The following is a 20822-nucleotide window of genomic DNA, read 5'->3' as shown; positions in this document are numbered from 1 at the left end:
GGCGACCCGAAAGATGCGAAAAAGGCCCCACCAATCAGGCAAGGCCTTTCAAACAATCACTGAATGGATCAGTCCAGTGCGTAAGTCAGCTGCAGACCAACACTCCACGCCGAGTTGCCGCTGAATTCACCACCGGTGGTGGTGGTGGCGTCACCGATGTCAGTGTAGCGGATACCGCCCGAGATCTGTGTTTTCTCCAGCGAGTAGGTGCCACCGACGCCAAGGCTCCAGAAGCCGTTTGTCGGACCCAGGTTCGACACCAGCGATCCGGTGTCTCTTTCGTAGCCAGCCGAGATAGCCCCCGAGAATTCATCGGAGAACTGATAGCCAACCCCCAGAGTATAGGTGAGTGTTTCGTCCGCGAAGCTTACAAGTGGATCACTATTAGGGGGCAGTGCTGTGAAAGCCTGAGGCGCAACGTCAGCCTGCGGCCAGTCAACCCAGCGTATAGAACCAAAGACCAGAGTTTTTGGCGCGACACCAGTTTGGAAATCCAAGTTGATCGATTGAGGCGTTTCGACCCTTGTTGTCGAGTCCACGGTCTGGACAACAACTCCTGTCGGGCCTAACGCATTGAATGATTCAGTAGTGTCAATGTCGTGGGTGATCTTAGAGTTGTAGACTAAAGAAACACGCGCTGCAATTTCAGGGCGCTCCCACGCAACACCCACCAGATATCCAAAATCCGTGGTATTGTCGAAATCGACCTCGTAACCCAAGACGGCGGGAACCGCAACGTTTGCATCAATCCTTTGCCCCCGGACTCCTCCGAGCGCACTGAATCCGTTTCCAACTTTGTAGCGCAGCACAGCGGTGATGGCATCGACATCAGCTTCTGCACGCAGAACATCAGTTCGTCCACCAAATGGTGCAAGGGGGTTCTGAGAAAGCGGGAAGTTTGACGGGTACTCAACGTCTGCACCAAAGGGCTGATCATAAATCAGCGCAAAGTCGAGCTTGTCGGTCAGTGCTCGTTTGTAGCCAAGACCAGGGGCGAAGAAATTTTCACCTACGTTCCCGGATTCGACTCCGTTCTGTTCACCGCTGATATCCGGTATCGCATAACCCAGCCGTGCCTGAAGCGCCGAGCCTTCTTCGAAGATCAAGTTGATGCCCTGACCGCTGCGGTCCAGACCCGCAGCGTGAACGCCGGTCGCACCAACGCACAAAGCGCACGCCTGCAGAAGCGCCTTTTTCATAGAATTCCTCCCTAATACTCTCCTGACATCTGCGCGGGGATCGTGTGTGAGTGCGCGCAGTGTGGTTGCTTGGATGCTCGATATTCACTCAGGGGTCATTTTAGCGTCAACTAGTGACCGTGCGTTACTTGTGACGAGTGTTAGGGGAATCTGTTGCCAAACTGTTACGATTCTCTGCCCGAACGTTCAGAAAGATACCTGAAAAGATCACAACGGCACCTAGCAGCGTCCAGTGATCCAGCGGTTCGTGGTAAAGAATCACCCCCACAATGGCAATTGTGGGGAGCCTGGCGAAGTCAAAAGGAACAACAACTGTAGCGGGCGCGATCGCCAGCGCGTTGGTAATGCAGAAATGCGCCAGAAGCCCTGCGAACCCCACCAACAATAAGAACGGGGCGGTCGATAAGGTCGGCAGAACCATCTGACCGTCAACGACTGATGCGGCAAAACCCAGCCCGGTTTGAATGACCGTCAGCCAGAACATGATGCAGCCGATACTGGCGAATTTAGTGAGTTTCTTCGTTGAAATCGTCGTCAGTGCGAAAAAGATGGCAGAGAGAGCTGCGGCGATCACTCCTGCACTTAACGGCACCGCGCCAGGGCGTGCCACGATCAGGATACCGGCAAACCCGATCAGCGCCGACAGGATGCGTATAGTGGTCAAACGCTCGCCCAATAGAAGGGGTGACAGCAGGATCACCCAGATGGGCTGAGTAAACTCAAGTGCAAAAACCTGCGCCAGAGGCACGACCGACACCGCGTAGAACCAAAGGTTCTGTCCGGTAAAGTGCATCACGTTGCGCAGACTGTGCAGCCCCAGACGATGCACCGAAATCTGATGCCATTTGCCTGTCACTGTGAGAACAAGGCTTACCACGCAGATGCCCACAATGCTGCGGTAGAACATGATCTCGAATGTATCATGCGTGACGCTGAGTTCGCGCCCGGCTACAGCCATCGAGGAAAACGACGCAATCGCCCCCAGCATCCAGAGCGCGGCCTTGCCGATTTGCGGTCTGGAACTGTCCATGAAAAGCCCTGTCTATTCTGGAATTTGTTGTCTTGATAAGTAACGGCAAATCGACCGACCAGAAACAAAAAAGCCGGGCAGAAGCCCGGCAATTTATCACTCCCATTCGATCGTGCCCGGAGGCTTTGAGGTGATGTCATAAGTACAGCGGTTGATGCCCTTGACCTCGTTGATAATCCGCGTGGCGGTCTCGCCTAGGAATTCATGGGTGAAGGGGTAATAGTCGGCAGTCATACCATCAACCGAAGTCACCGCGCGCAGTGCGCAGGCATAGTCATAGGTGCGCCCATCGCCCATCACGCCCACGGTGCGTACGGGCAGGATGGCCACGAAGGCCTGCCAGATCTCATCATAGAGACCATGTTTGCGAATCTGGTCGATATAGACGGCATCCGCCTCGCGCAGAATCTCCAACTTTTCGCGGGTGATTTCACCGGGGCAACGGATTGCTAGACCGGGGCCGGGGAAGGGGTGACGACCGATGAAGTTGGCGGGCAGGCCAAGTTCACGGCCCAAGGCACGGACCTCGTCCTTGAACAGTTCGCGCAGGGGTTCAACCAGTTTCAGGCCCATTTTCTCGGGCAGGCCGCCGACATTATGGTGCGACTTGATCGTGACCGAGGGGCCGCCCGAAAAGGACACCGATTCAATGACGTCGGGGTACAAAGTGCCCTGAGCCAGGAACTCGGCCCCGTCGATAGTGTCGGCGTGTTTCTGGAACACGTCGATGAACAGTTTGCCGATGATCTTGCGCTTGGTCTCAGGGTCGGACTGGCCTTCGAGTTCGCCGAGAAACAGCTCGCTTTCGTCCGCGTGGATGAGTTGGATGTTGTAGTTGTCGCGGAACATGCCGACGACTTCCTCGGCCTCGTTCTTGCGCAGCAGCCCGTGGTCGACGAACACACAGGTCAGCTGGTCGCCGATCGCCTCATGAATCAGGATCGCCGCGACCGAGCTGTCGACGCCGCCGGACAGACCGCAGATGACCTTCTTGTCGCCCACCTGTTCGCGGATTTTATCTATCATTTGTTCGCGGTAGGCGCCCATGGTCCAGTCGCCCTTGAACCCGGCGAGCTTCACGAAATTCTCGTACAGCTTCGCGCCTTTCGGCGTGTGATGCACCTCGGGATGAAACTGAACCGCATAGAAGTGACGGCTTGCATCAGCAGTGATCGCGAAAGGCGCGTTAGGCGAGGTGCCGAAAACTTCGAACCCTGGTGCGATTTCGCTGACGTGGTCGCCATGGCTCATCCAGACCTGCTCGTCACCCTCGGCGAACCAGTCTTCGAGAATATCGAGACGGTTCTGAGGCGTCACGAACGCACGTCCGAACTCGGCAGTGCCGTGGCCGCTTTCGACCTTGCCACCAAGTTGATGCATCATCACCTGCTGACCATAGCAGATGCCCAGAATCGGTACGCCATAGTCGAAAATCTCTTGCGGCGCGCGCGGAGAACCCTCGCGCGTCACGCTGTCCGGCCCGCCTGAGAAAATCACGGCCTTGGGCGCCATCTGACGCACGAAGTCCATTGTGACGTTCTGATAAGGGTGGATTTCGCAATAGACGTTCAGTTCGCGCAGGCGGCGCGCGATAAGCTGCGTTACCTGGCTGCCGAAGTCGATGATCAGAAGGCGGTCATGGGTGTCCTGGGTCATGGTTGGCTATTAGGTCGCAAGCCTTGCATGTGCAAGCGCTATGACGGCAATAATGCAGGCATGGCAACGGAAAAGGTCGCAAATGTCTGAAATCGAACTGCGCCCGGCGACCGTGGATGACACACAAGCGGTCACAGACTGCATCGCGGCGGCATATGCCACGGCCTTGCGCGACCTGCCAGATTTGCCGGATGTGACCGATGGTGTGGCCGAGGATATCGCAAACCAAACGGCCTGGGTGGCCGTGCAGGGCGGGGATGTCATGGGCTTCATCGTATTTGGTCAGGTTGATGGCGCGGTGATGATCCATAACCTTGCGGTTTCACCAAGCGCCCAGGGTAAAGGGCTGGCAAAGCGCTTGCTAGGTGTCGCCGAAACCACTGCTCGTGTCAGTGGGTTGAAGAAACTCAGGCTGCGAACTCATCGTTTGATGAAGCAGACTGTATCTCTGTATCTTCATCTGGGTTGGGTGCAGCAAAAGGTGAGTGGAAACAGTGTTCTGATGGAAAAAACGCTGACAGAATAGCAACCGGGTCCACCGCGTTGGCGCAAAGCAGATGTCGCTTTTCCCCCGATAGCGCCGTAATCCATATGCTTTTCCCGCTTTAGCTGCTGTACCAAAATAATCAAACTAACCAACAGACGGGATCTTCACATGGCTGAGGCAAACACCCGGCGCCGGGCAAGAGGTGGCGGTGGCGCCGCCCGCCGGGCCGAGCGCACCGCGGTACGTATCGAAACAGCAAAGTATATCGAACGCAACATTCCGAACTTCGAAGTTCTGAACGAAGAAGCGTTGCAGATCATCGAAACCAACGCCGAAACCATTCTGGCTGAGGTCGGTGTCAACTTTGTCGACAACCCCGCCGCGCTTGAGCGTTGGAAGAACGCCGGTGCCGATGTTGACGGTGAGCGGGTCCGCATCCCGCGTGGTCTGGCGCGTGAGCTGATCAAAACCGCTCCCAGCGAATTCACTCAGCACGCCCGCAACCCCGAGAAATCGGTGGTTATCGGCGGTCGCAATCTGGTTCTGGCCCCGGTCTATGGCCCTCCGTTCGTGCGCGACGCTCAGGGTGGCCGTCGCTATGCGACCATGGATGATTTCAACAAGTTCGTGAAATTGGCGTACATGTCCAAATGGCTGCACCACTCGGGCGGTACGGTCTGTGAACCCACGGACATCCCGGTGAACAAGCGTCACCTGGACATGCTGATGGCGCATATGACCCTGTCGGACAAGCCGTTCATGGGCTCGGTCACCGATCCCAGCCGCGCGCAGGATTCGATCGAGATGTGCGAGATCCTGTTCGGCAAAGAATTCGTTCAGGAAAACACGGTCATGACCTCGCTGACCAACATCAACTCGCCGATGACTTTCGACGATGTGATGATGGGCTCTTTGGAAGTATACGCGGCGAATAATCAAGCCTGCATCATCTCGCCCTTCATCGTGGGCGGCGCTATGGCTCCAGTCTCGGTTGCGGGGACGCTGACTCAGGTGCTGGCCGAAGTGATGGCTGGTGTTGCCTATAGCCAGATCATCCGTCCCGGTGCTCCGGCTATTTTTGGTGCCTTCGTGTCGTCGATCGACATGAACTCGGGCGCGCCGACCTTTGGTACGCCTGAGGCGTCGATGGTCACCTATGGCGCAGGTCAGCTAGCCCGTCGTCTGGGACTGCCGTTCCGCTCGGCCGGGTCATTCTGCGGCTCGAAACTGCCTGATGCGCAGGCCGCGTATGAGACAGCCAACTCGTTGAACATGGGCCTGATGGCCGGTGTGAACTTCATGCTGCATTCCTGCGGCTGGCTAGAAGGCGGTTTGGTTGCCGACTTTGAAAAGTTCGTCATGGATGCCGACCAGTTGGGCGTACTGCACGGTCTGGCCAAGGGCGTTGCCTATGACGATAACGCACAGGCAATGGATGCGATCCGGGAAGTTGGCCCCGGCGGTCACTACCTTGGCTGTGCCCACACACAGGCGAACTTCAAGGAGGCGTTCTGGAAGTCTGATCTGCTGGACTACAAACCGTTCGAAACTTGGGAAGACGAAGGTGGCCGCGACACGCGCCAGTTGGCGTCGTCGCGGGTTGAGCACCTGCTGGCCAACTACCAGCAGCCGCAGCTCGACCCCGGGATCCACGCGGCCCTGAATGAATATATCGAGAAGAAAAAGGCCTCCATGCCGGACGCCTTTGCTTGATTACTGATATTGCGCGGCGCGGCTGGCCTTGTACAGCTGCGCCTCGCCCAGTAGCGCGATCAGCAGGTCCAGATGACGGACCAAGGAATAGGCCGCATCTTCGGCAACTCGCTGCGCGTTGACCTCTCTCTCCATATCCATCAGCCGGATCAGCGCCGCGCCTGTTCCGGGCAGGGATCCGTAGCCCAGAATGCGCTGCAAGTGCCGATCCCGGTCATAGTCCTGCGCGCCGTGTTTTGCCGCCCGTGCCAACAGGCGAGGGCGGCGTAAAGCGGTAATCATGGTCATCAGATCTTGCATGGAAGGGGTCCCTTGTCTGTGTAAAAGTCTCCGTCTTTGTCACACAACCTAAGCGGGTGTTGCTTTAACCGCCTTCCCTCCGAACGATGGTTTCATGACTGTTTATGATTTTGAATCAAATCTGGTTTTTACCCCCGTTGGTTAACGAACGAGTAACGAAAGCGGCTCTAGTTAGAATTGGTTAACACATTCATCGGGGGCGATTGGAATCAGAATTGGATTGTCGACGAGGGCAAGTAACTATGGAAAATAACGTGGCTTTCACCATTCCGGCCTGGGTACCTGAGGGGGCGCAGAGATATCTGGCGCATACCGAGACCGGTCAGTCGATCCGCGACATTGCGCGGTCCGCGGGGTGCCATGCGTCGACCATACTTCGGCAAATACGTCGCGTTGAAATGCGGCGCGATGACCCGCTGGTGGATGCTGCCCTGCAATCCTTGGCCGAGACGCATTTCTCGGACACCTCCGAGAAGTTCCCAGCCGGGCATGAAGATCGGGTTGCTGCGGCCGAAGAAGAATTCTCGCGCGAGGCGCTGCGGGTTCTTAGGCGGTTATGCGAATCCGGTGCGGTGCTGGCCGTAGCCGAGGAAATGGATAAAGCGGTTGTGGTGCGCGACAGTGGCGACAATAGCGCGACCCGAACGGCGGTTGTGGACTGCAAGTTGGCGCAGGCGCTGGCGTTGAAGGATTGGATCACCTGCGACAATCCCGGTCGCATTTCCCGCTACCGGATTTCATCGTCTGGGCGCACCGCGCTCAGTCAGTTGGTCGCCGAGGCCGAGAACAAGGCGCGCAGCCGCAACGACTTTGGAATGGCCGAGGCGCAGGCTCCGTTTCAAACGGCGTCGTCGCTGGCGCAGGTCGGAGCGGCCAAAACGGAAGGACGCCGTCGGATGCGCTATAGCGCGGCCGAGAGCCCACTGATCGCCCTGGCGCGCCGCCGGGACCGGGATGGGAAACCCTTTCTGGATGAAACCCTTGTCCGAGCAGGAGAGCGGTTACGCGAAGATTTCGAACTGGCCCAGATCGGCCCACAAGTGACGCAGAACTGGGATCATTTCCTGACCGCGGGTGGGCGTGGCAGCTTTGGTGCAGGTATGAAAGATGGACGCGGTTCTTCCGATGCGCGGGATCGGGTCGAATGCGCCTTGTCCGATCTGGGGCCAGGTCTAAGCGACGTAGCGCTGCGGTGTTGCTGTTATCTTGAGGGACTCGAACTTGCCGAAAAGCGTATGGGCTGGTCGGCGAGGTCAGGAAAAATTGTCCTGCGGATCGCGCTTCAGCGCCTAAAGCGCCACTACGAGGATCAGGCGGAAAAGAACCGAATGATCGGTTAGGGTAATAATTTGCCCTTGCGGTTGGGCGGTGTTGAGATAATCAAAGGTTATGAATTTCACGCTCAGACAACTTCAATATTTCAATGCCGTGGCCGATCAGCGCAATTTTGGCCGGGCGGCGCAGATGTGCAACGTCTCGCAACCCGCCCTGTCGGTGCAGATCAAGGCTCTGGAGGAAACGCTGGGCGGCCCGCTGTTCGAACGGCAGGCTCGCGATATTCTGCTGACGCCGCTAGGGCGGGACGTTCTGGACTATGCGCAGCAGGTGCTGGGCGCAGCGGACCGGCTTGACCAGTTCGCGCGCGACCATTCAGGCGGGCACAGGTCTTTGTCTATCGGGATTATTCCCACCATCGCGCCCTATATCCTGCCGGGAGTTCTTGCAGGGCTTCGCGCCTCAGATGTCTCGCTACGGGTGCAGATTCGCGAGGCGCGCACGGACCGTCTATTGGCCATGCTGCGCGCTGGAGAGATCGACGCAGGCGTCATGGCGCTGCCGTCTGGCGGCAATGAGCTGTTCGAACTGCCCTTGTTTGAAGACCGCTTCTTGCTGGCAGGCAGCGCGGGTCGTTTGCAGACCATGAGGCAGGACCCCGAGGCGCTGCGCCCTGTCGATTTGCAAACCACGCAGTTAATGCTTCTGGATGATGGCCATTGCCTGACGGATCAGGCGCTTGAGGTCTGCGGGCAGGATCGCAGCAGTGGGTTGATCAATATGGGCGCGTCTTCGTTGGCGACCTTGTCAAGGCTTGTGGCTGAAGGATTCGGTTTGACGCTGATGCCGGAATTGGCGGCGAAGGCCGAAACCGGGGCAGTGCCGGGGTTAAAGTTACAACGGTTCGGCAAACCGCAGCCCTTTAGAACTGTGGGATTGGTCCGGCGCAGGTCTACCCGTGCCGAGGATTGGTTTGACAGTCTGGCCGATGTGATCCGTGTGGTCGGCGAAGACATCGTGTCGATTACGCGTATATAAATCCTGTCGGTCACGCGTACACAAAAAAGACCCGCCACAAGGGCGGGTCGTTCCGACTTCAAAAGATGGACGCTCAGGCCAGCGCAGGTTCTTTTGCGTCTTCCAGATGCTGCATCAGCGTTTCCGGCGAGGATACGCCATATGGGTCCTCAGGGCAGTTATCCATCAGGCCGGGCTCTTCGAACCATGCGTCGACCACGCCATCATTGACGATGGCCGCATAGCGCCACGAACGCATTCCGAACCCCAGATTGTCCTTGTCGACCAGCATCCCCATCTTGCGGGTAAACTCGCCCGAGCCGTCTGGGATGACTTTGACGTTCTTCAGCCCCTGATCCTGGGCCCATTTGTTCATGACAAAGCTGTCATTGACCGACATGCAGTAGATCTCGTCGATCCCTTTGGCGATGAAATCGGCATAGCCGTTTTCGAACCCCGGCAGTTGGTAGGTCGAGCATGTGGGCGTGAACGCACCGGGCAGCGAGAACAGGATGACCCGTTTGCCTGCAAAGTAATCTGCGGTGGTCTTGTCTTCCCAACGGAAGGGGTTGGGGCCTTCGACGGCGTCATCGCGGACGCGGGTGTGGAACGTGACCTCAGGCAGTTTGGCACCGGATTTCATATTCATCTCCTGTGATTCATTGATGATTTTTCGGCTCTTTAAAAGAGTTCCAACCCCGCTTCAATCGGCCTTTTGCTGCAAGTGCGAATTTGCCTAATCTGCTGAAATCGTGCGGTGGTTCGTACCCAATCGCGTGTCGCAACTGTTGAATGCTGCGTCGCAAAAACACCAACGCATGGCGGATATGTCCCAGTGGCATGGTGCGGATCGTCAGACTATGTTAGACGACAGCAAATTGACCCAAAGTCAGGAAAGCCAGCCGTGCGTGATCTGAAGATCCCCGAACAACGTCACCCTGAAAAGGCCCATAAGCCCGATAATGCTCAGCCCAAGAAACCAAGCTGGATTCGGGTCAAAGCGCCGGGCGGCAAAGGTTATGCGGATACGCGGCGGATCATGCGGGACAACAACCTAGTCACCGTCTGCGAAGAGGCAGGTTGCCCCAATGTTGGTGAATGCTGGAGCCAAGGCCACGCCACCATGATGATCATGGGCGAGATTTGTACCCGAGGTTGTACCTTCTGCAACATCGCTACTGGCCGACCGGATGCGCTGGATGTGTTCGAACCGGGTCGTGTGGCCCATGCGGTTGAAAAGCTGGGGTTGAACCACGTGGTGATCACCTCGGTGGATCGCGACGATCTGGCCGACGGTGGGGCAGACCACTTTGCCCAGACCATTCGTGCGGTGCGGCACCGCTCGCCCAAGACGACGATCGAGATTCTGACCCCGGACTTTCTGAAATGCGAGCCATCGGTTCTGGAAGCTGTGGTCGAGGCGAAGCCGGATGTGTTCAACCACAATCTTGAAACTGTGCCGGGTCTCTACCCTGAGGTGCGCCCCGGTGCCCGCTATTTCCATTCTTTGCGCTTGTTGCAGCGGGTCAAGGAACTCGATCCGTCGATCTTTACCAAATCCGGCATCATGGTTGGGCTTGGTGAGCAGGAACAAGAAGTGCGGCAGGTGATGGATGATATGCGCGCTGCCGATATCGATTTTCTAACTATTGGTCAGTACTTGCAACCGACGCCGAAACACCATGCGGTGGATCGGTTCGTGACGCCGGAGGAATTCGCGTCTTATGAGAAAGCAGCCTATGGCAAAGGGTTCCTGATGGTCTCGGCCACGCCGCTGACCCGGTCGTCTTATCATGCGGGCGATGACTTTGCCCGCCTGCGCGCCGCACGGCAGAAAATGTTGGATCAGGGGTGAGTCCCGAGACGCTGGCGCGACTAACCGCTCTGCGCCATGACCTGCACCGGTTTCCCGAACTGTCAGGGCAAGAGAATAACACAGCTGCGCGTGTGGCCGGTCTGCTGACCGATTTGGGCGCTGACGAAGTCCTGACCGGTATCGGCGGTCATGGAGTGGCCGCAGTATTCGATGGCGCGGCACCTGGACCCACCGTCGCCATTCGGTGTGAGTTGGATGGTCTGCCGATTCAAGAACTGGGGGATTTGCCTTACAGTTCGCAGATCCCCGGCAAAGGGCATCTGTGCGGGCATGATGGCCATATGGTCATGGTGCTGGGCGTAGCTGATCATCTGGCCCAGGCCCCTCCGCAAAAGGGCCGTGTGGTGTTGATCTTTCAACCCGCCGAGGAGACCGGGCAGGGGGCAGTATCATATATAGCTGATCCTCAGTTTGCGCCAATCGCGCCGGACTTCGTATTTTCACTGCACAACCTGCCGGGCCTTGCGCTAGGTGAGGTGCTGCTGTGTGAGGGCCCCGCCAACTGCGCGTCACGCGGGATGCGGGTGATGCTTGGTGGCAAGACCTCTCACGCGGCGGAACCGAAGGATGGAATTTCGCCGGCTGGAGCGCTCGCGTCTTTGATGTCGGAGCTTGCGGATCTAGGAACGGGCGGTGCATTGAATGCCGATTTCGCCCTGACGACCGTGACCCATGCGCGGCTGGGCGAACCCACATTCGGCGTCGCCCCCGGAGCGGCCGAACTGTGGGTGACGCTGCGCACCGTGTCTGACACCCGTATGAAATGCTTGATCGCCGAAGCCGAAGATCTTGTCACCCAAACAGCAGAAGCCCAGGGATTGGCGGTCAAGATCACTTATGAGGATGTGTTTGAGGCCTGCACAAACAATGCGCAAGCAGTGGCTGCGGTTGCCGAGGCTTGTGTCACGGAGGGCGTGCCTTGTACTCTCACGAATGAGCCTCAAAAGTTTTCCGAGGATTTCGGCCAGTTTGGCAAAAGCGCCGCGGCGGCGATGTTTTGGCTGGGTGCCGGACAAGCGCACCCGCAACTGCACAACCCGGACTATGATTTTCCGGACGCGCTGATCCCTGTAGGGGTAGATGTTTTCAGTGCAGTAATTCGATCTCTTGTAGGCCGAGCCCTCAGTTTACGAGATCACTGACAATTCCAACGGCATCAATAACTGTTTTTGTGTCATCGGATATCGACAGGATTTCGTCATCTACGCGGATATACCGCTGACCGGCGGGCAGGGGTTTCAACTTCCAACCATCGAGGTCGTCAAGATAGTCAAAATCCAAGTCATTAGGGATTTTCTGACCTCGCGTGTAACGCTTGATCTGTCCGGGCGGTACACCGACGCCTTTATTTGTTTTTACCGACTTTTCAATTTTCGACTTGTCGGGGCCTTTACCTTTGCCCTTGTTGTCCTTTGCATCCGCAATTCCAACTGTTGCGGCTACCGCGCAAGCCGCCATAAGTCCAATAGACAGTGTTTTCATACGTAAAAAACCTCCCAAAGTACTCGAATGGTAGTCTCTTGCTGGGAGGAATGTCCAATAATATTCAAATAGGAGAATTTTTAGGAAGCTTAACCACTGCTACTTGCACAAACTGGATAGGTCAGAGGGCCGCTCAGTCTTTGACAAATCGCACCTTGCCAATAAAGGGCAGGTTGCGATTGCGTTGCGCGTAATCGATGCCGTAGCCCACGACAAACTCATCAGGGATTTCAAACCCGATCCAGTCCGAGCGGAAGTCGACCTCGCGGCGGCTGGGTTTGTCCAGCAACGCAATGGATTTCAGCCGCGCAGGCTTGCGGCTTTGCAGCAGTTTGGTAACGTGGTTCAGCGTGTGGCCGGTATCGACAATATCTTCAACCACCAACACATCGCGTCCTTCAATTGCGCCGCGCAAGTCCTTGAGAATACGTACTTCACGGCTGCTCTCCATGGAATCTCCATAAGAGGACGCCTCGAGAAAATCCACTTCGATAGGCAGGTCCAACTCGCGCACCAGATCAGCGATAAAAACAAAACTGCCGCGCAAAAGACCAACGACAACCAGCTTGTCGGTTGCGCCAAACTCGGCTGTGATCTCGCGGCACAACTCCTCGATCCGGGCGGCGATGGCCTTGGCCGAGATCATCTCATCTATCACATATGCGCGGTCTGTCATCACTGCCCCCTTGATCTTTGGCGCGCAACATACGACATGACGCGCCATTGTCACCTGCAAATAGCGGACCGCCATGCCGACCCATTCCGAGACACGTCACCTGCCGTATACCGCTCAGCAGATGTATGACCTTGTCGCGGATGTGGCGAAGTATCCGCAGTTTTTGCCGTGGTGCGCGGCGGCCCGGATCAGGCGTACTTATGCGGCGGGCGAGGCACAGGTGCTAGAGGCCGACCTGGTGATTTCCTTCAAAGTGTTCCGCGAACGGTTCGGCAGCCGCGTGACACTACACGCCGAGGAGCGCCGGATCGACACCGAGTATCTGGACGGGCCGTTCAAATACATGAAATCCGATTGGCAGTTCGCGGACGCGCCTGAAGGGGGCTGCAACATCTCGTTTCATGTGGATTTCGAGTTCAAGAACGCCATCCTGCAGGGCATCATCGGGGTCGTCTTTAACGAAGCCATGCAACGTGTGGTCAAAGCCTTCGAGGCCCGCGCCGCAGATTTGTACGGCTAAGGCTTTACCCGACCCCGGCGCACGCTAGACTGCGCCGCATGAGTGATTTTACCAATACCTTGGCCAGGTTTGCTGCTGGCCCCGTTTCCACGTCGCGACAAGCCCGTATCGTGACGTCTTTGTCCGTTTTGGATTGGCTGGCGGTGGGGCGGGCTGGGGTAGACGAACCCGTTTCGCAGACCGTGCGCGCCTTGGTTCTTGATGAGGGCGGCACCATGCAGGCCCATCTATTCGGCGGTGGGGCCGCGCCCTTACGCGGGGCGGCTCTGGTTAACGGGACGGTGTCGCATGCGCTCGATTATGACGACACGCATTTCGCCCATATCGGCCATCCGTCGGTGGCCATTCTACCTGCGGCGCTTGCACTTGGTGAATGGGACGACCGCATTCTTGTGGATGTTCTTGAGGCCGCTTTGGTGGGGATGGAGGTCTCAATCCGCGTGGGGCTGTGGTTGGGGCGCGACCATTATCAGGCCGGGTTTCATCAGACGGCTACAGCCGGCGCGTTTGGGGCGGCCGTGGCTGCGGGCCGTATTCTGCGGTTCGATGTGGATCAGATGCGCAAAGTTCTGGGTCTGTCGGCGACCCGCGCGGCGGGGCTCAAAGCGCAGTTTGGAACTATGGGTAAGCCCTATAACGCGGGGCTTGCGGCCTCGGCTGGCGTCGAGGCGGCTTTGCTGATCGCCAAAGGTTTTGATCCAAATGTCGAGGCTATGGAAGGCCCTTATGGGTTCGGCGCAACCCATCAGGGGCAAAACGATACGCAAACCGCGCTGGACCGGTTGGGCGAGGATTGGTTGTTCGAATCCGTCAGCCACAAGTTCCACGCTTGCTGCCACGGGCTGCACGCAGCGCTGGAGGCCGCACGCACGTTGGACATCGCCGAACCCGAAGTGGCCGAGATCACGGTCAAGACCCATCCGCGATGGATGAGCGTGTGCAACCAGATTTCTCCGACAACTGGGCTGGGCGCAAAGTTCTCATATCGGACGGTGATTGCGATGCAGGCGCTGGGATATGACACCGCCTTGCCCGTCAGCTATTCCGAGAAAACCTGCGCCGATCCGCGCCTGATCTCGCTGCGCGATCGCGTTACGGTCGAAGCGGATGAAACGCTGTCCGAGACGCAAGCCCACCTGATCCTGCTGCGCCGTGATGGTGCGCGCAAAGAGGCCAGCCATGATCTTCTGACCCCGATGCCCTTATCTGAGCGAGAAGATCGGGTGCGCGGCAAGGCCGCCAAACTGATCGGCGGTGACGAGGCGGACTCGATCTGGTCGATGCTGCGCACCGGAGGCCGCGCCCGCGATCTGGCGGCATTGCTTGCGGATTAGACCACGCGCCAATGCAGCGGGAATCCTGGGTCGAACACCGTGACAGGCCCGTCACCAGAGTCGATTTTTGCGGGATACACGACCGGTTCGCCCTTGGTCAGTGTGATCGTGTCCTCATTCACCGGCAGGCCATAGAAACCGGGGCCATTGAGCGAGGTAAACCCTTCCAGCTTGTCCAACGCCCCTTCACGGTCGAACATCTCGGCCACTAGTGACATCGTGTTCGTCGCGGTGAAGCACCCGGCACAGCCGCAGGCCATTTCCTTGTTCGCATCCGTATGCGGTGCACTGTCAGTACCAAGGAAGAACCGCGCATCGCCCGAGGTCGCGGCGGCCAACAGCGCTAGCCGGTGTTCCTCGCGCTTGGCGACGGGCAGGCAGTAGTAATGTGGCTTGATCCCGCCAACCAGAATATGGTTGCGGTTGATGATCAGGTGATGCGCCGTGATCGTCGCGCCCAGATCAGTACCATTGGCTTTGACATAGTCCACGCCGTTCGCGGTCGTGATATGCTCCATCACCACGCGCAGGCTGGGGGTCGATTTGCGGATCGGATCCAGAACGCGCTCGATAAACACGGCCTCACGGTCGAAAATGTCGATCTCCGCATCCGTAACCTCGCCATGCACACACATGGGCAGGCCGATCTCGGCCATCTTTTCCAGTACCGGGCGCACCTTGTCGAAATCCCGCACGCCCGAGGCCGAATTGGTCGTGGCCCCTGCCGGATACAGCTTGCACGCCTTGATCAGCCCGCTGGCATGAGCTGCGGCGACATCCTCGGCATCCGTGTCCTCGGTCAGATAAAGGGTCATCAGCGGCTCGAAGCTCATCCCGTCGGGCAGGGCGGCCAGAATGCGGTCACGATAGGCGGCGGCCTGATCGCCGCGCACCACGGGCGGTACAAGGTTTGGCATGATAATCGCGCGGGCGAAATGGCGCGCGGTTTCGGGCAGGACAGCTTCCAGCATCGCGCCATCGCGCAAATGCAGGTGCCAGTCGTCGGGGCGGCGGATCGTCAGGGTATCGGTCATGGCCCCCGGCTAGCACAGTGCGCGCAGCCGTGAAAGGCCCCGAATGCACGGCTGCCCCTTGTCAACATGCCCGAACGTCGTAACTCCTTGCAAAGCCCCGGTCTTGACGCGCGCGCGCCGTCGTGACCTCTTGTGCCCCGAGGGAGATCGCCATGACACAGCCAAATTCCATCGACGCCGTTCAGACCATGCTGGGCGATCAGGGCTATGTCTGCGGACGGGCCTTGGCCACGGTTGTCTTCCTGTCGCTGAAACTGGGCCGCCCGCTATTTTTGGAGGGAGAGGCCGGTGTCGGCAAGACAGAGATCGCCAAGGCGCTGGCCGCCGGGCTGAACCGCCGACTGATCCGACTACAATGTTATGAGGGGCTAGATGCGTCCTCCGCCGTTTACGAATGGAACTTCCCAGCGCAAATGGTAGCAATCCGCACAGCCGAAGCCTCAGGCGGCGCCGACCGGGGTGCCTTGCAATCCGAGTTGTTCTCGGACGACTACCTGATCGAGCGCCCGCTGCTGCAAGCTATGCGCCCGGACGAACACGGCGCGCCGGTCCTGCTGATTGATGAATTGGACCGTACGGACGAGCCTTTCGAGGCGTTCCTGCTCGAAGCGCTCAGCGACTTTCAGGTTACAATTCCCGAACTGGGCACCGTCAAAGCGCCGGAACCGCCCATCGTCATCGTCACCTCGAACCGCACGCGCGAGGTGCATGACGCCCTGAAGCGCCGCTGCCTCTACCATTGGGTCGACTACCCCGATTTCGAGCGTGAGATCGAAATCCTCCATGCCCGCGCACCCGAGGCGGCACAAGCGCTCAGCCGTGAGGTTGTGGCCTTTGTCCAGCATCTGCGCACCGAAGACCTGTTCAAGAAACCCGGCGTTGCCGAGACGATCGATTGGGCCAAATGCCTGCTGGCACTTGATGTGATCAACCTCAGCCCCGAAGTGATCGGCGACACGCTGGGCGCGATCCTGAAATACCAGGACGACATCCAGAAACTGCAGGGTTCTGAGGCAAAACGTATTCTGGACGAAGCCAAAGCCACGCTTGAACCGGTGTGATGGCTGAGCAGCTTCCCCTAGATATCCCAGATGACCCCAAACTGGCGCAGAACATCACCCATTTCGCGCGGGCCCTGCGCAAGGCGGGATTGCCCGTAGGTACGGGCCGTGTTGTCGATGCCATCCGCGCGGTGCAGGCTGCCGGGTTCTCGGAAAAGCAGGATTTCTACTGGACCCTGCACGCCTGTTTCGTGAACCGCCCCGAACATCGCACAGTGTTCGCGCAGGTCTTTCGCATGTATTGGCGCGACCCGCGGTATATGGAGCATATGATGGCCATGATGCTGCCTGCGATCCGTGGTGTTCAGGAAGACCGCAAGGCCGACGCGGGCGAAAAGCGCGCGGCCGAGGCGCTGTTAGACGGTGTCGAACGCGATCAGCCAGAGACGCAAGACACGGGCGAAGAAACTGAGCTTGAGATCGACGCCTCACAAACCGCCTCGACCGAGGAACGCTTGCGCAGTCTGGACTTTGAACAGATGAGCACCGCAGAGATCGCTCAGGCCAAGCGCATATTGGCCCGTATGACGCTACCCGTAAAACCAATCGAATCCCGGCGCGGTCAAGCCAGCCATGTAGGGCAAAGGATCGACCGCGCCCGCACCTTGCGCGCCGCCATGCGCCAGGGCGGAGAGTTGCACGAAATCGCCCGTCAGAAACCCCGAACCCGCTGGCCCAATCTGGTGGTGCTGTGTGATATCTCGGGGTCGATGAGCCAATACAGCCGCATTATCCTGCATTTTCTGCACTCGGTCTCGAACGCGAAAGTCGCGGGATGGGCCAAGGTTCACGCGTTCACTTTCGGGACGCGGCTGACCAATATTACCCGCCACCTGCATCAGCGCGATGTGGACGCCGCTTTGGCCGCCGCTGGGGCGGAAGCGCAGGACTGGGAGGGCGGCACCCGCATCGGCGAATGCCTGCACGCGTTCAACCGCGACTGGTCGCGGCGCGTCATGGGGCAGGGTGCGGTGGTTCTGCTAATCTCGGACGGATTGGACCGGGGCGAACCGCAAGCGCTGGGAAAAGAGATGGAGCGTCTGCACCTTTCCGCCCGCCGTCTGATCTGGCTGAACCCACTGCTGCGCTGGGACGGGTTTGCACCTAAGGCGCAGGGCGTGGCCGCGATGTTGCCGCATGTAGACAGCTTTCGGGCCGGGCATTCGATTGCCTCGCTCGAAGATCTGGCCGAGGTCATCTCGAAACCCGATGACATGGGTGAGAAAGCGCGGCTGATGACCGCGCTTTCGAGTTAGGGTTAACTCAGCTGTTCTTCATTGCACTTGCGGGCCATTTCCATGGCCTTGTAGGTGCCAGTCAGATCCACGGTGAAGGCAAATTCCTTCTCGGGGAAGACAAGCATCACCTTTTGCTTGGCAATGTCTTCAGCAAATTGGGGATCATTGGACAGAACGTAACCGCCCGAATACCCCTTGGTGATGTTACCCTTCATGCCGGTGGCTTCACCGATATAGAGATTGTCGCCCAGAAGAATTGCCACAGCCTCGGTATCGCCGCGCTTGATGTCGGTTTTTTCTTTGGTGAAGACGCCCACATAGCCAACGCCGCGATCTTCGGTTAGCCCCATCTGAACCACGTTCTCGGAGTCATCGATAGCCTCAATCAGGCAGGATTTCTTGTCCTGATCAATGAATACCTTCCAGCCCTCGACCTCGCCATAGCGCAGGAATGTATCTGCACTGACTGCCGTGAATGCCAAAAGTCCGATTGCTGTTCCGAGTGCAAAAATGCGTTTCAACTCTTTGTCTCCCTTGTGAAAATTAAATATGCGCATATTGGAATGCAGCAGATGTATGTGTAGGCTAGAATCTGCTCTGCAGACAATCAATGCTTTGCAGAAAATGGTAAAAACTCAGCCAATTCGCGCCGAAGCCTGACTGCCGCGTCTGACCTTAAAGTCGGGGTTCCTTTTCATCTGGCCAAACCTGCCTATGTTGGGTCAAAACACTATGGGAGGGCGCAATGGACAGATTCGACAACAGCCCAGAAACTGCGCTGAGCTGGTTCAGCAATGGCAAAAAGGCCGCGCTCGCCACCGTGGTTGAGACTTGGGGAAGCGCCCCGCGCCGTGTGGGTGCGCAGTTGGTCATTGGCGGCGATGGTCGGATCGAAGGCTCGGTTTCGGGCGGCTGTGTCGAAGGCGCTGTGATCGTCGAAGCGCTTGAGGCCATAGATGAAGGCGAAGCACGTCTGTTGGAATTTGGTGTCAGCGACGAAGATGCGTTCGCTGTTGGTCTGGCCTGTGGAGGGACGATCCGGGTGTTGGTCGAGCCCATCGGAAGCGTTCTGCCCGAACCCATGCTGCGCGAATTGGTTTCGGCGCGCGCGGCGCGCGAACCACTCGCCTATGAGGTCAATGTCGAAACCGGCCACCGCGCGCTGCGTCGCAATGCTTATGCCGACCGGCTGCGCATGGATCGCTCGGGGTTCGAAGAGGACGGTAAGACCTTTGTGGCTGTTCACAACCCACCTTTGCGCCTGATTGTCGTGGGCGCGGTTCATATTGCGCAGGCGCTGGTGCCGATGGCGCGGATTGCGGGCTATGACCCCGCGATTATCGACCCAAGGGATGCTTTTGCGTCCAGCGCCCGGTTTCCGGGGGAAACCATCCTGACCGATTGGCCGGATGAGGCTGTTGCCAAGCTGGGTCTGGATTCGCGCACCGCTGTGGTGTTGTTGACCCACGACCCCAAGCTGGACGACCCGGCGCTGGAATCAGCGTTGGCCGCCGGGGTGTTTTACATCGGTGCTCTGGGCTCGACCCGGACCCATGCCAAACGCGTGGCTCGTATGACCGAGGCCGGGTTCACCGAAGATCAGATTGCCCGCATTCATGGTCCGGTTGGTCTGGATATCGGGGCTGCCGATCCGTCCGAAATTGCAGTCGCCATATTGGCACAGATGACCGCCGTGTTACGAGGCAAGGCGTGAAGTTCGGTCCTGTCCCCGTTGCCGAGGCCGTAGGCACGATCCTTGCCCATTCGATCAAGGTCGGTGACCGTAAGCTGCGTAAAGGCATCGCGCTGACGGCAGACCACATCGAAGACCTGACCGAGGCTGGCCTTGGCTCCGTCACTGTCGCGCAACTGGAACCCGGTGACTGTCACGAGGATGAGGCCGCCCGGATGCTGGCCGCTGCTCTGGCTCCGAACCCAACCGAGGCGGGTTTACGCGTGACCCAACCTTTTACCGGTCGAGTGAACCTGCTGGCGGATGGACCGGGCGTCGCCGTGCTGGATGTCGAGGCGTTGGAAGCGTTCAATCGCGTCAACCCGATGATCACCGTCGCGACTGTTCCGCAATACCAGCAGATGGGCGAAGGCGGCATGGTGGCTACGGTCAAGGTTATCTCTTATGCCGTGCCCGGAGGCGATGTGATGCACGCAGCACGTCTGGCACAGGCATCCATCCGTATGGTCTCACCGGTTCACAAAACGGCGGGTCTGGTGGTGACTGATATTCCCGGTGGCCCGTCGAACGAAAAGGGGATCGCAGCGATCCGCGGCCGTGTCGAAGCCCTGGGGATGGAACTGTCAGACGTTCGGATCGTCCCGCATCAGGCAGAACCTTTGTCCTCGGCTGTTTCCCACGCTGAGGGGGATATCGTCATGATCCTGACCGGCTCGGCCACGTCCGACGTTTACGACGTGGCGCCCGAGGCGGTACGCGCCGCCGGAGGGCAGGTGGACCGGTTCGGAATGCCGGTCGATCCGGGCAACCTTCTGTTTCTCGGAACGCTTGGCGAGCGGCCCGTGATTGGCTTGCCGGGCTGCGCGCGTTCACCTGCACTGAACGGGGCCGATTGGGTTTTGTCCCGCGTGGCCTGCGGGATCGAAACAACGGGGCTCGACATCGCCAGAATGGGGGTTGGTGGGTTGCTGAAAGAGATCCCGACGCGCCCGCAGCCCCGTTCTTCTCGGAAACCGTGATGCGGTGCGCTTTCCCGACAATCCTCTGAACCGCCTCAGATTTTTGTTCTCAAATGAAAACCCGCGTGTTTAACTCGATCCGAGGAACAACACGAAACGGGAGGATTTCATGGCACAGGTCTCGATGACTGTGAACGGCGTAGCTGTGAGCGGTGAAGTTGAGGGACGGACGTTATTGTCTGGCTTTTTGCGTGATCATTTAGGGATGACGG

At 58.4% G+C, this 20822-nt stretch carries 21 protein-coding genes and 1 pseudogene; 13 read left to right on the top strand and 9 right to left on the bottom strand.

What is annotated here, in order from left to right:
- Window positions 1-68: 68 nt before the first annotated feature.
- From ACR0C5_RS04210 to guaA, 3 genes are all read right to left on the bottom strand, one after another.
- Window positions 69-1199 carry an OmpP1/FadL family transporter gene (locus ACR0C5_RS04210; RefSeq protein ID WP_170769581.1) on the bottom strand — a complete coding sequence of 377 codons (1131 nt, stop codon included), beginning with the start codon at window positions 1197-1199 and terminating at the stop codon, window positions 69-71.
- 124 nt (window positions 1200-1323) lie between these two features.
- On the bottom strand, window positions 1324-2229 hold the full coding sequence (locus tag ACR0C5_RS04205; protein WP_170788601.1) for a DMT family transporter: 906 nt from the start codon (window positions 2227-2229) through the stop codon (window positions 1324-1326).
- 96 nt (window positions 2230-2325) lie between these two features.
- Window positions 2326-3885 (bottom strand): glutamine-hydrolyzing GMP synthase, encoded by a 1560-nt coding sequence (guaA, locus tag ACR0C5_RS04200; protein WP_480874790.1) that lies wholly within the window; start codon window positions 3883-3885, stop codon window positions 2326-2328.
- An 82-nt stretch (window positions 3886-3967) separates the two neighbouring features.
- On the opposite strand from guaA, the gene ACR0C5_RS04195 reads away from it, so the two are divergent.
- Both ACR0C5_RS04195 and ACR0C5_RS04190 read left to right on the top strand, forming a co-directional pair.
- The gene (locus tag ACR0C5_RS04195) at window positions 3968-4411 is read left to right on the top strand and encodes a GNAT family N-acetyltransferase (RefSeq protein ID WP_480502913.1); all 444 of its coding nucleotides are present in this window, start codon (window positions 3968-3970) and stop codon (window positions 4409-4411) included.
- Between the two features lie 129 nt (window positions 4412-4540).
- Window positions 4541-6085 (top strand): trimethylamine methyltransferase family protein, encoded by a 1545-nt coding sequence (locus ACR0C5_RS04190; protein WP_170769585.1) that lies wholly within the window; start codon window positions 4541-4543, stop codon window positions 6083-6085.
- Here ACR0C5_RS04190 and ACR0C5_RS04185 read toward each other — a convergent pair whose 3' ends face one another.
- Window positions 6086-6385, bottom strand: coding sequence for a DUF6477 family protein (locus tag ACR0C5_RS04185; protein ID WP_170769586.1), 300 nt, complete (start codon window positions 6383-6385; stop codon window positions 6086-6088). It lies immediately after the preceding gene.
- Between the two features lie 242 nt (window positions 6386-6627).
- Between ACR0C5_RS04185 and ACR0C5_RS04180 the strand changes: the two genes are divergently transcribed.
- Window positions 6628-7725, top strand: a complete 1098-nt coding sequence (locus ACR0C5_RS04180) for a DUF6456 domain-containing protein (RefSeq protein ID WP_170788603.1) — start codon at window positions 6628-6630, stop codon at window positions 7723-7725.
- A gap of 49 nt (window positions 7726-7774) precedes the next feature.
- Complete coding sequence (locus ACR0C5_RS04175) at window positions 7775-8698, top strand: hydrogen peroxide-inducible genes activator (protein ID WP_170784640.1); 924 nt, start codon at window positions 7775-7777, stop codon at window positions 8696-8698.
- 73 nt (window positions 8699-8771) lie between these two features.
- Here ACR0C5_RS04175 and ACR0C5_RS04170 read toward each other — a convergent pair whose 3' ends face one another.
- On the bottom strand, window positions 8772-9320 hold the full coding sequence (locus tag ACR0C5_RS04170; RefSeq protein WP_480874784.1) for a redoxin family protein: 549 nt from the start codon (window positions 9318-9320) through the stop codon (window positions 8772-8774).
- Window positions 9321-9581: 261 nt separating this feature from the next.
- Here ACR0C5_RS04170 and lipA point away from each other — a divergent pair, with 261 nt between their 5' ends.
- Together lipA and ACR0C5_RS04160 are read left to right on the top strand one after the other, a co-directional pair.
- Window positions 9582-10532, top strand: coding sequence for a lipoyl synthase (lipA, locus tag ACR0C5_RS04165; RefSeq protein WP_170784644.1), 951 nt, complete (start codon window positions 9582-9584; stop codon window positions 10530-10532).
- Complete coding sequence (locus ACR0C5_RS04160; protein ID WP_480874780.1) at window positions 10529-11695, top strand: amidohydrolase; 1167 nt, start codon at window positions 10529-10531, stop codon at window positions 11693-11695. Before lipA ends, ACR0C5_RS04160 begins: the two co-directional genes overlap by 4 nt.
- Here the strand turns inward: ACR0C5_RS04160 and ACR0C5_RS04155 are convergent.
- Both ACR0C5_RS04155 and hpt read right to left on the bottom strand, forming a co-directional pair.
- The gene (locus ACR0C5_RS04155; RefSeq protein ID WP_170769592.1) at window positions 11676-12035 is read right to left on the bottom strand and encodes a hypothetical protein; all 360 of its coding nucleotides are present in this window, start codon (window positions 12033-12035) and stop codon (window positions 11676-11678) included. The two genes, ACR0C5_RS04160 and ACR0C5_RS04155, sit on opposite strands and share 20 nt — an antisense overlap.
- A gap of 133 nt (window positions 12036-12168) precedes the next feature.
- Window positions 12169-12711, bottom strand: coding sequence for a hypoxanthine phosphoribosyltransferase (gene hpt / locus ACR0C5_RS04150; protein WP_170784648.1), 543 nt, complete (start codon window positions 12709-12711; stop codon window positions 12169-12171).
- 73 nt (window positions 12712-12784) lie between these two features.
- Here hpt and ACR0C5_RS04145 point away from each other — a divergent pair, with 73 nt between their 5' ends.
- A complete protein-coding gene (locus tag ACR0C5_RS04145; RefSeq protein WP_170769594.1) occupies window positions 12785-13231 on the top strand; it encodes a type II toxin-antitoxin system RatA family toxin in 447 nt (148 codons plus the stop codon).
- A gap of 38 nt (window positions 13232-13269) precedes the next feature.
- Entirely contained in the window at window positions 13270-14565 is a 1296-nt protein-coding gene (locus ACR0C5_RS04140; protein ID WP_480874777.1) for an MmgE/PrpD family protein, read from the top strand.
- Here the strand turns inward: ACR0C5_RS04140 and pyrC are convergent.
- On the bottom strand, window positions 14562-15599 hold the full coding sequence (pyrC, locus tag ACR0C5_RS04135; protein WP_480874774.1) for a dihydroorotase: 1038 nt from the start codon (window positions 15597-15599) through the stop codon (window positions 14562-14564). The genes ACR0C5_RS04140 and pyrC overlap by 4 nt on opposite strands.
- 152 nt (window positions 15600-15751) lie before the next feature.
- On the opposite strand from pyrC, the gene ACR0C5_RS04130 reads away from it, so the two are divergent.
- Together ACR0C5_RS04130 and ACR0C5_RS04125 are read left to right on the top strand one after the other, a co-directional pair.
- Window positions 15752-16660: an AAA family ATPase gene (locus tag ACR0C5_RS04130; RefSeq protein WP_480874772.1), complete on the top strand. Its 909-nt coding sequence runs from the start codon at window positions 15752-15754 to the stop codon at window positions 16658-16660.
- The gene (locus ACR0C5_RS04125) at window positions 16660-17916 is read left to right on the top strand and encodes a vWA domain-containing protein (protein WP_480874769.1); all 1257 of its coding nucleotides are present in this window, start codon (window positions 16660-16662) and stop codon (window positions 17914-17916) included. The genes ACR0C5_RS04130 and ACR0C5_RS04125 overlap by 1 nt, the downstream gene beginning before the upstream one ends.
- Window positions 17917-17918: 2 nt before the next feature.
- On the opposite strand, the gene ACR0C5_RS04120 is transcribed toward ACR0C5_RS04125, so the two are convergent.
- Complete coding sequence (locus ACR0C5_RS04120) at window positions 17919-18419, bottom strand: hypothetical protein (protein WP_480874766.1); 501 nt, start codon at window positions 18417-18419, stop codon at window positions 17919-17921.
- 224 nt (window positions 18420-18643) lie between these two features.
- On the opposite strand from ACR0C5_RS04120, the gene ACR0C5_RS04115 reads away from it, so the two are divergent.
- The 3 genes and pseudogenes from ACR0C5_RS04115 to ACR0C5_RS04105 form a co-directional block, all read left to right on the top strand.
- Entirely contained in the window at window positions 18644-19612 is a 969-nt protein-coding gene (locus ACR0C5_RS04115; protein ID WP_480874764.1) for an XdhC family protein, read from the top strand.
- Entirely contained in the window at window positions 19609-20610 is a 1002-nt protein-coding gene (locus tag ACR0C5_RS04110; RefSeq protein ID WP_480874761.1) for a molybdopterin-binding protein, read from the top strand. Before ACR0C5_RS04115 ends, ACR0C5_RS04110 begins: the two co-directional genes overlap by 4 nt.
- A 109-nt stretch (window positions 20611-20719) precedes the next feature.
- Window positions 20720-20822: pseudogene (locus tag ACR0C5_RS04105) on the top strand ((2Fe-2S)-binding protein); the annotation flags it as partial.

It is taken from the genome of Ruegeria sp. N8, from assembly GCF_056531325.1.
Note: the sequence above shows the minus strand (reverse complement) of the source record. Positions and strands in the feature narration are given on the sequence as shown.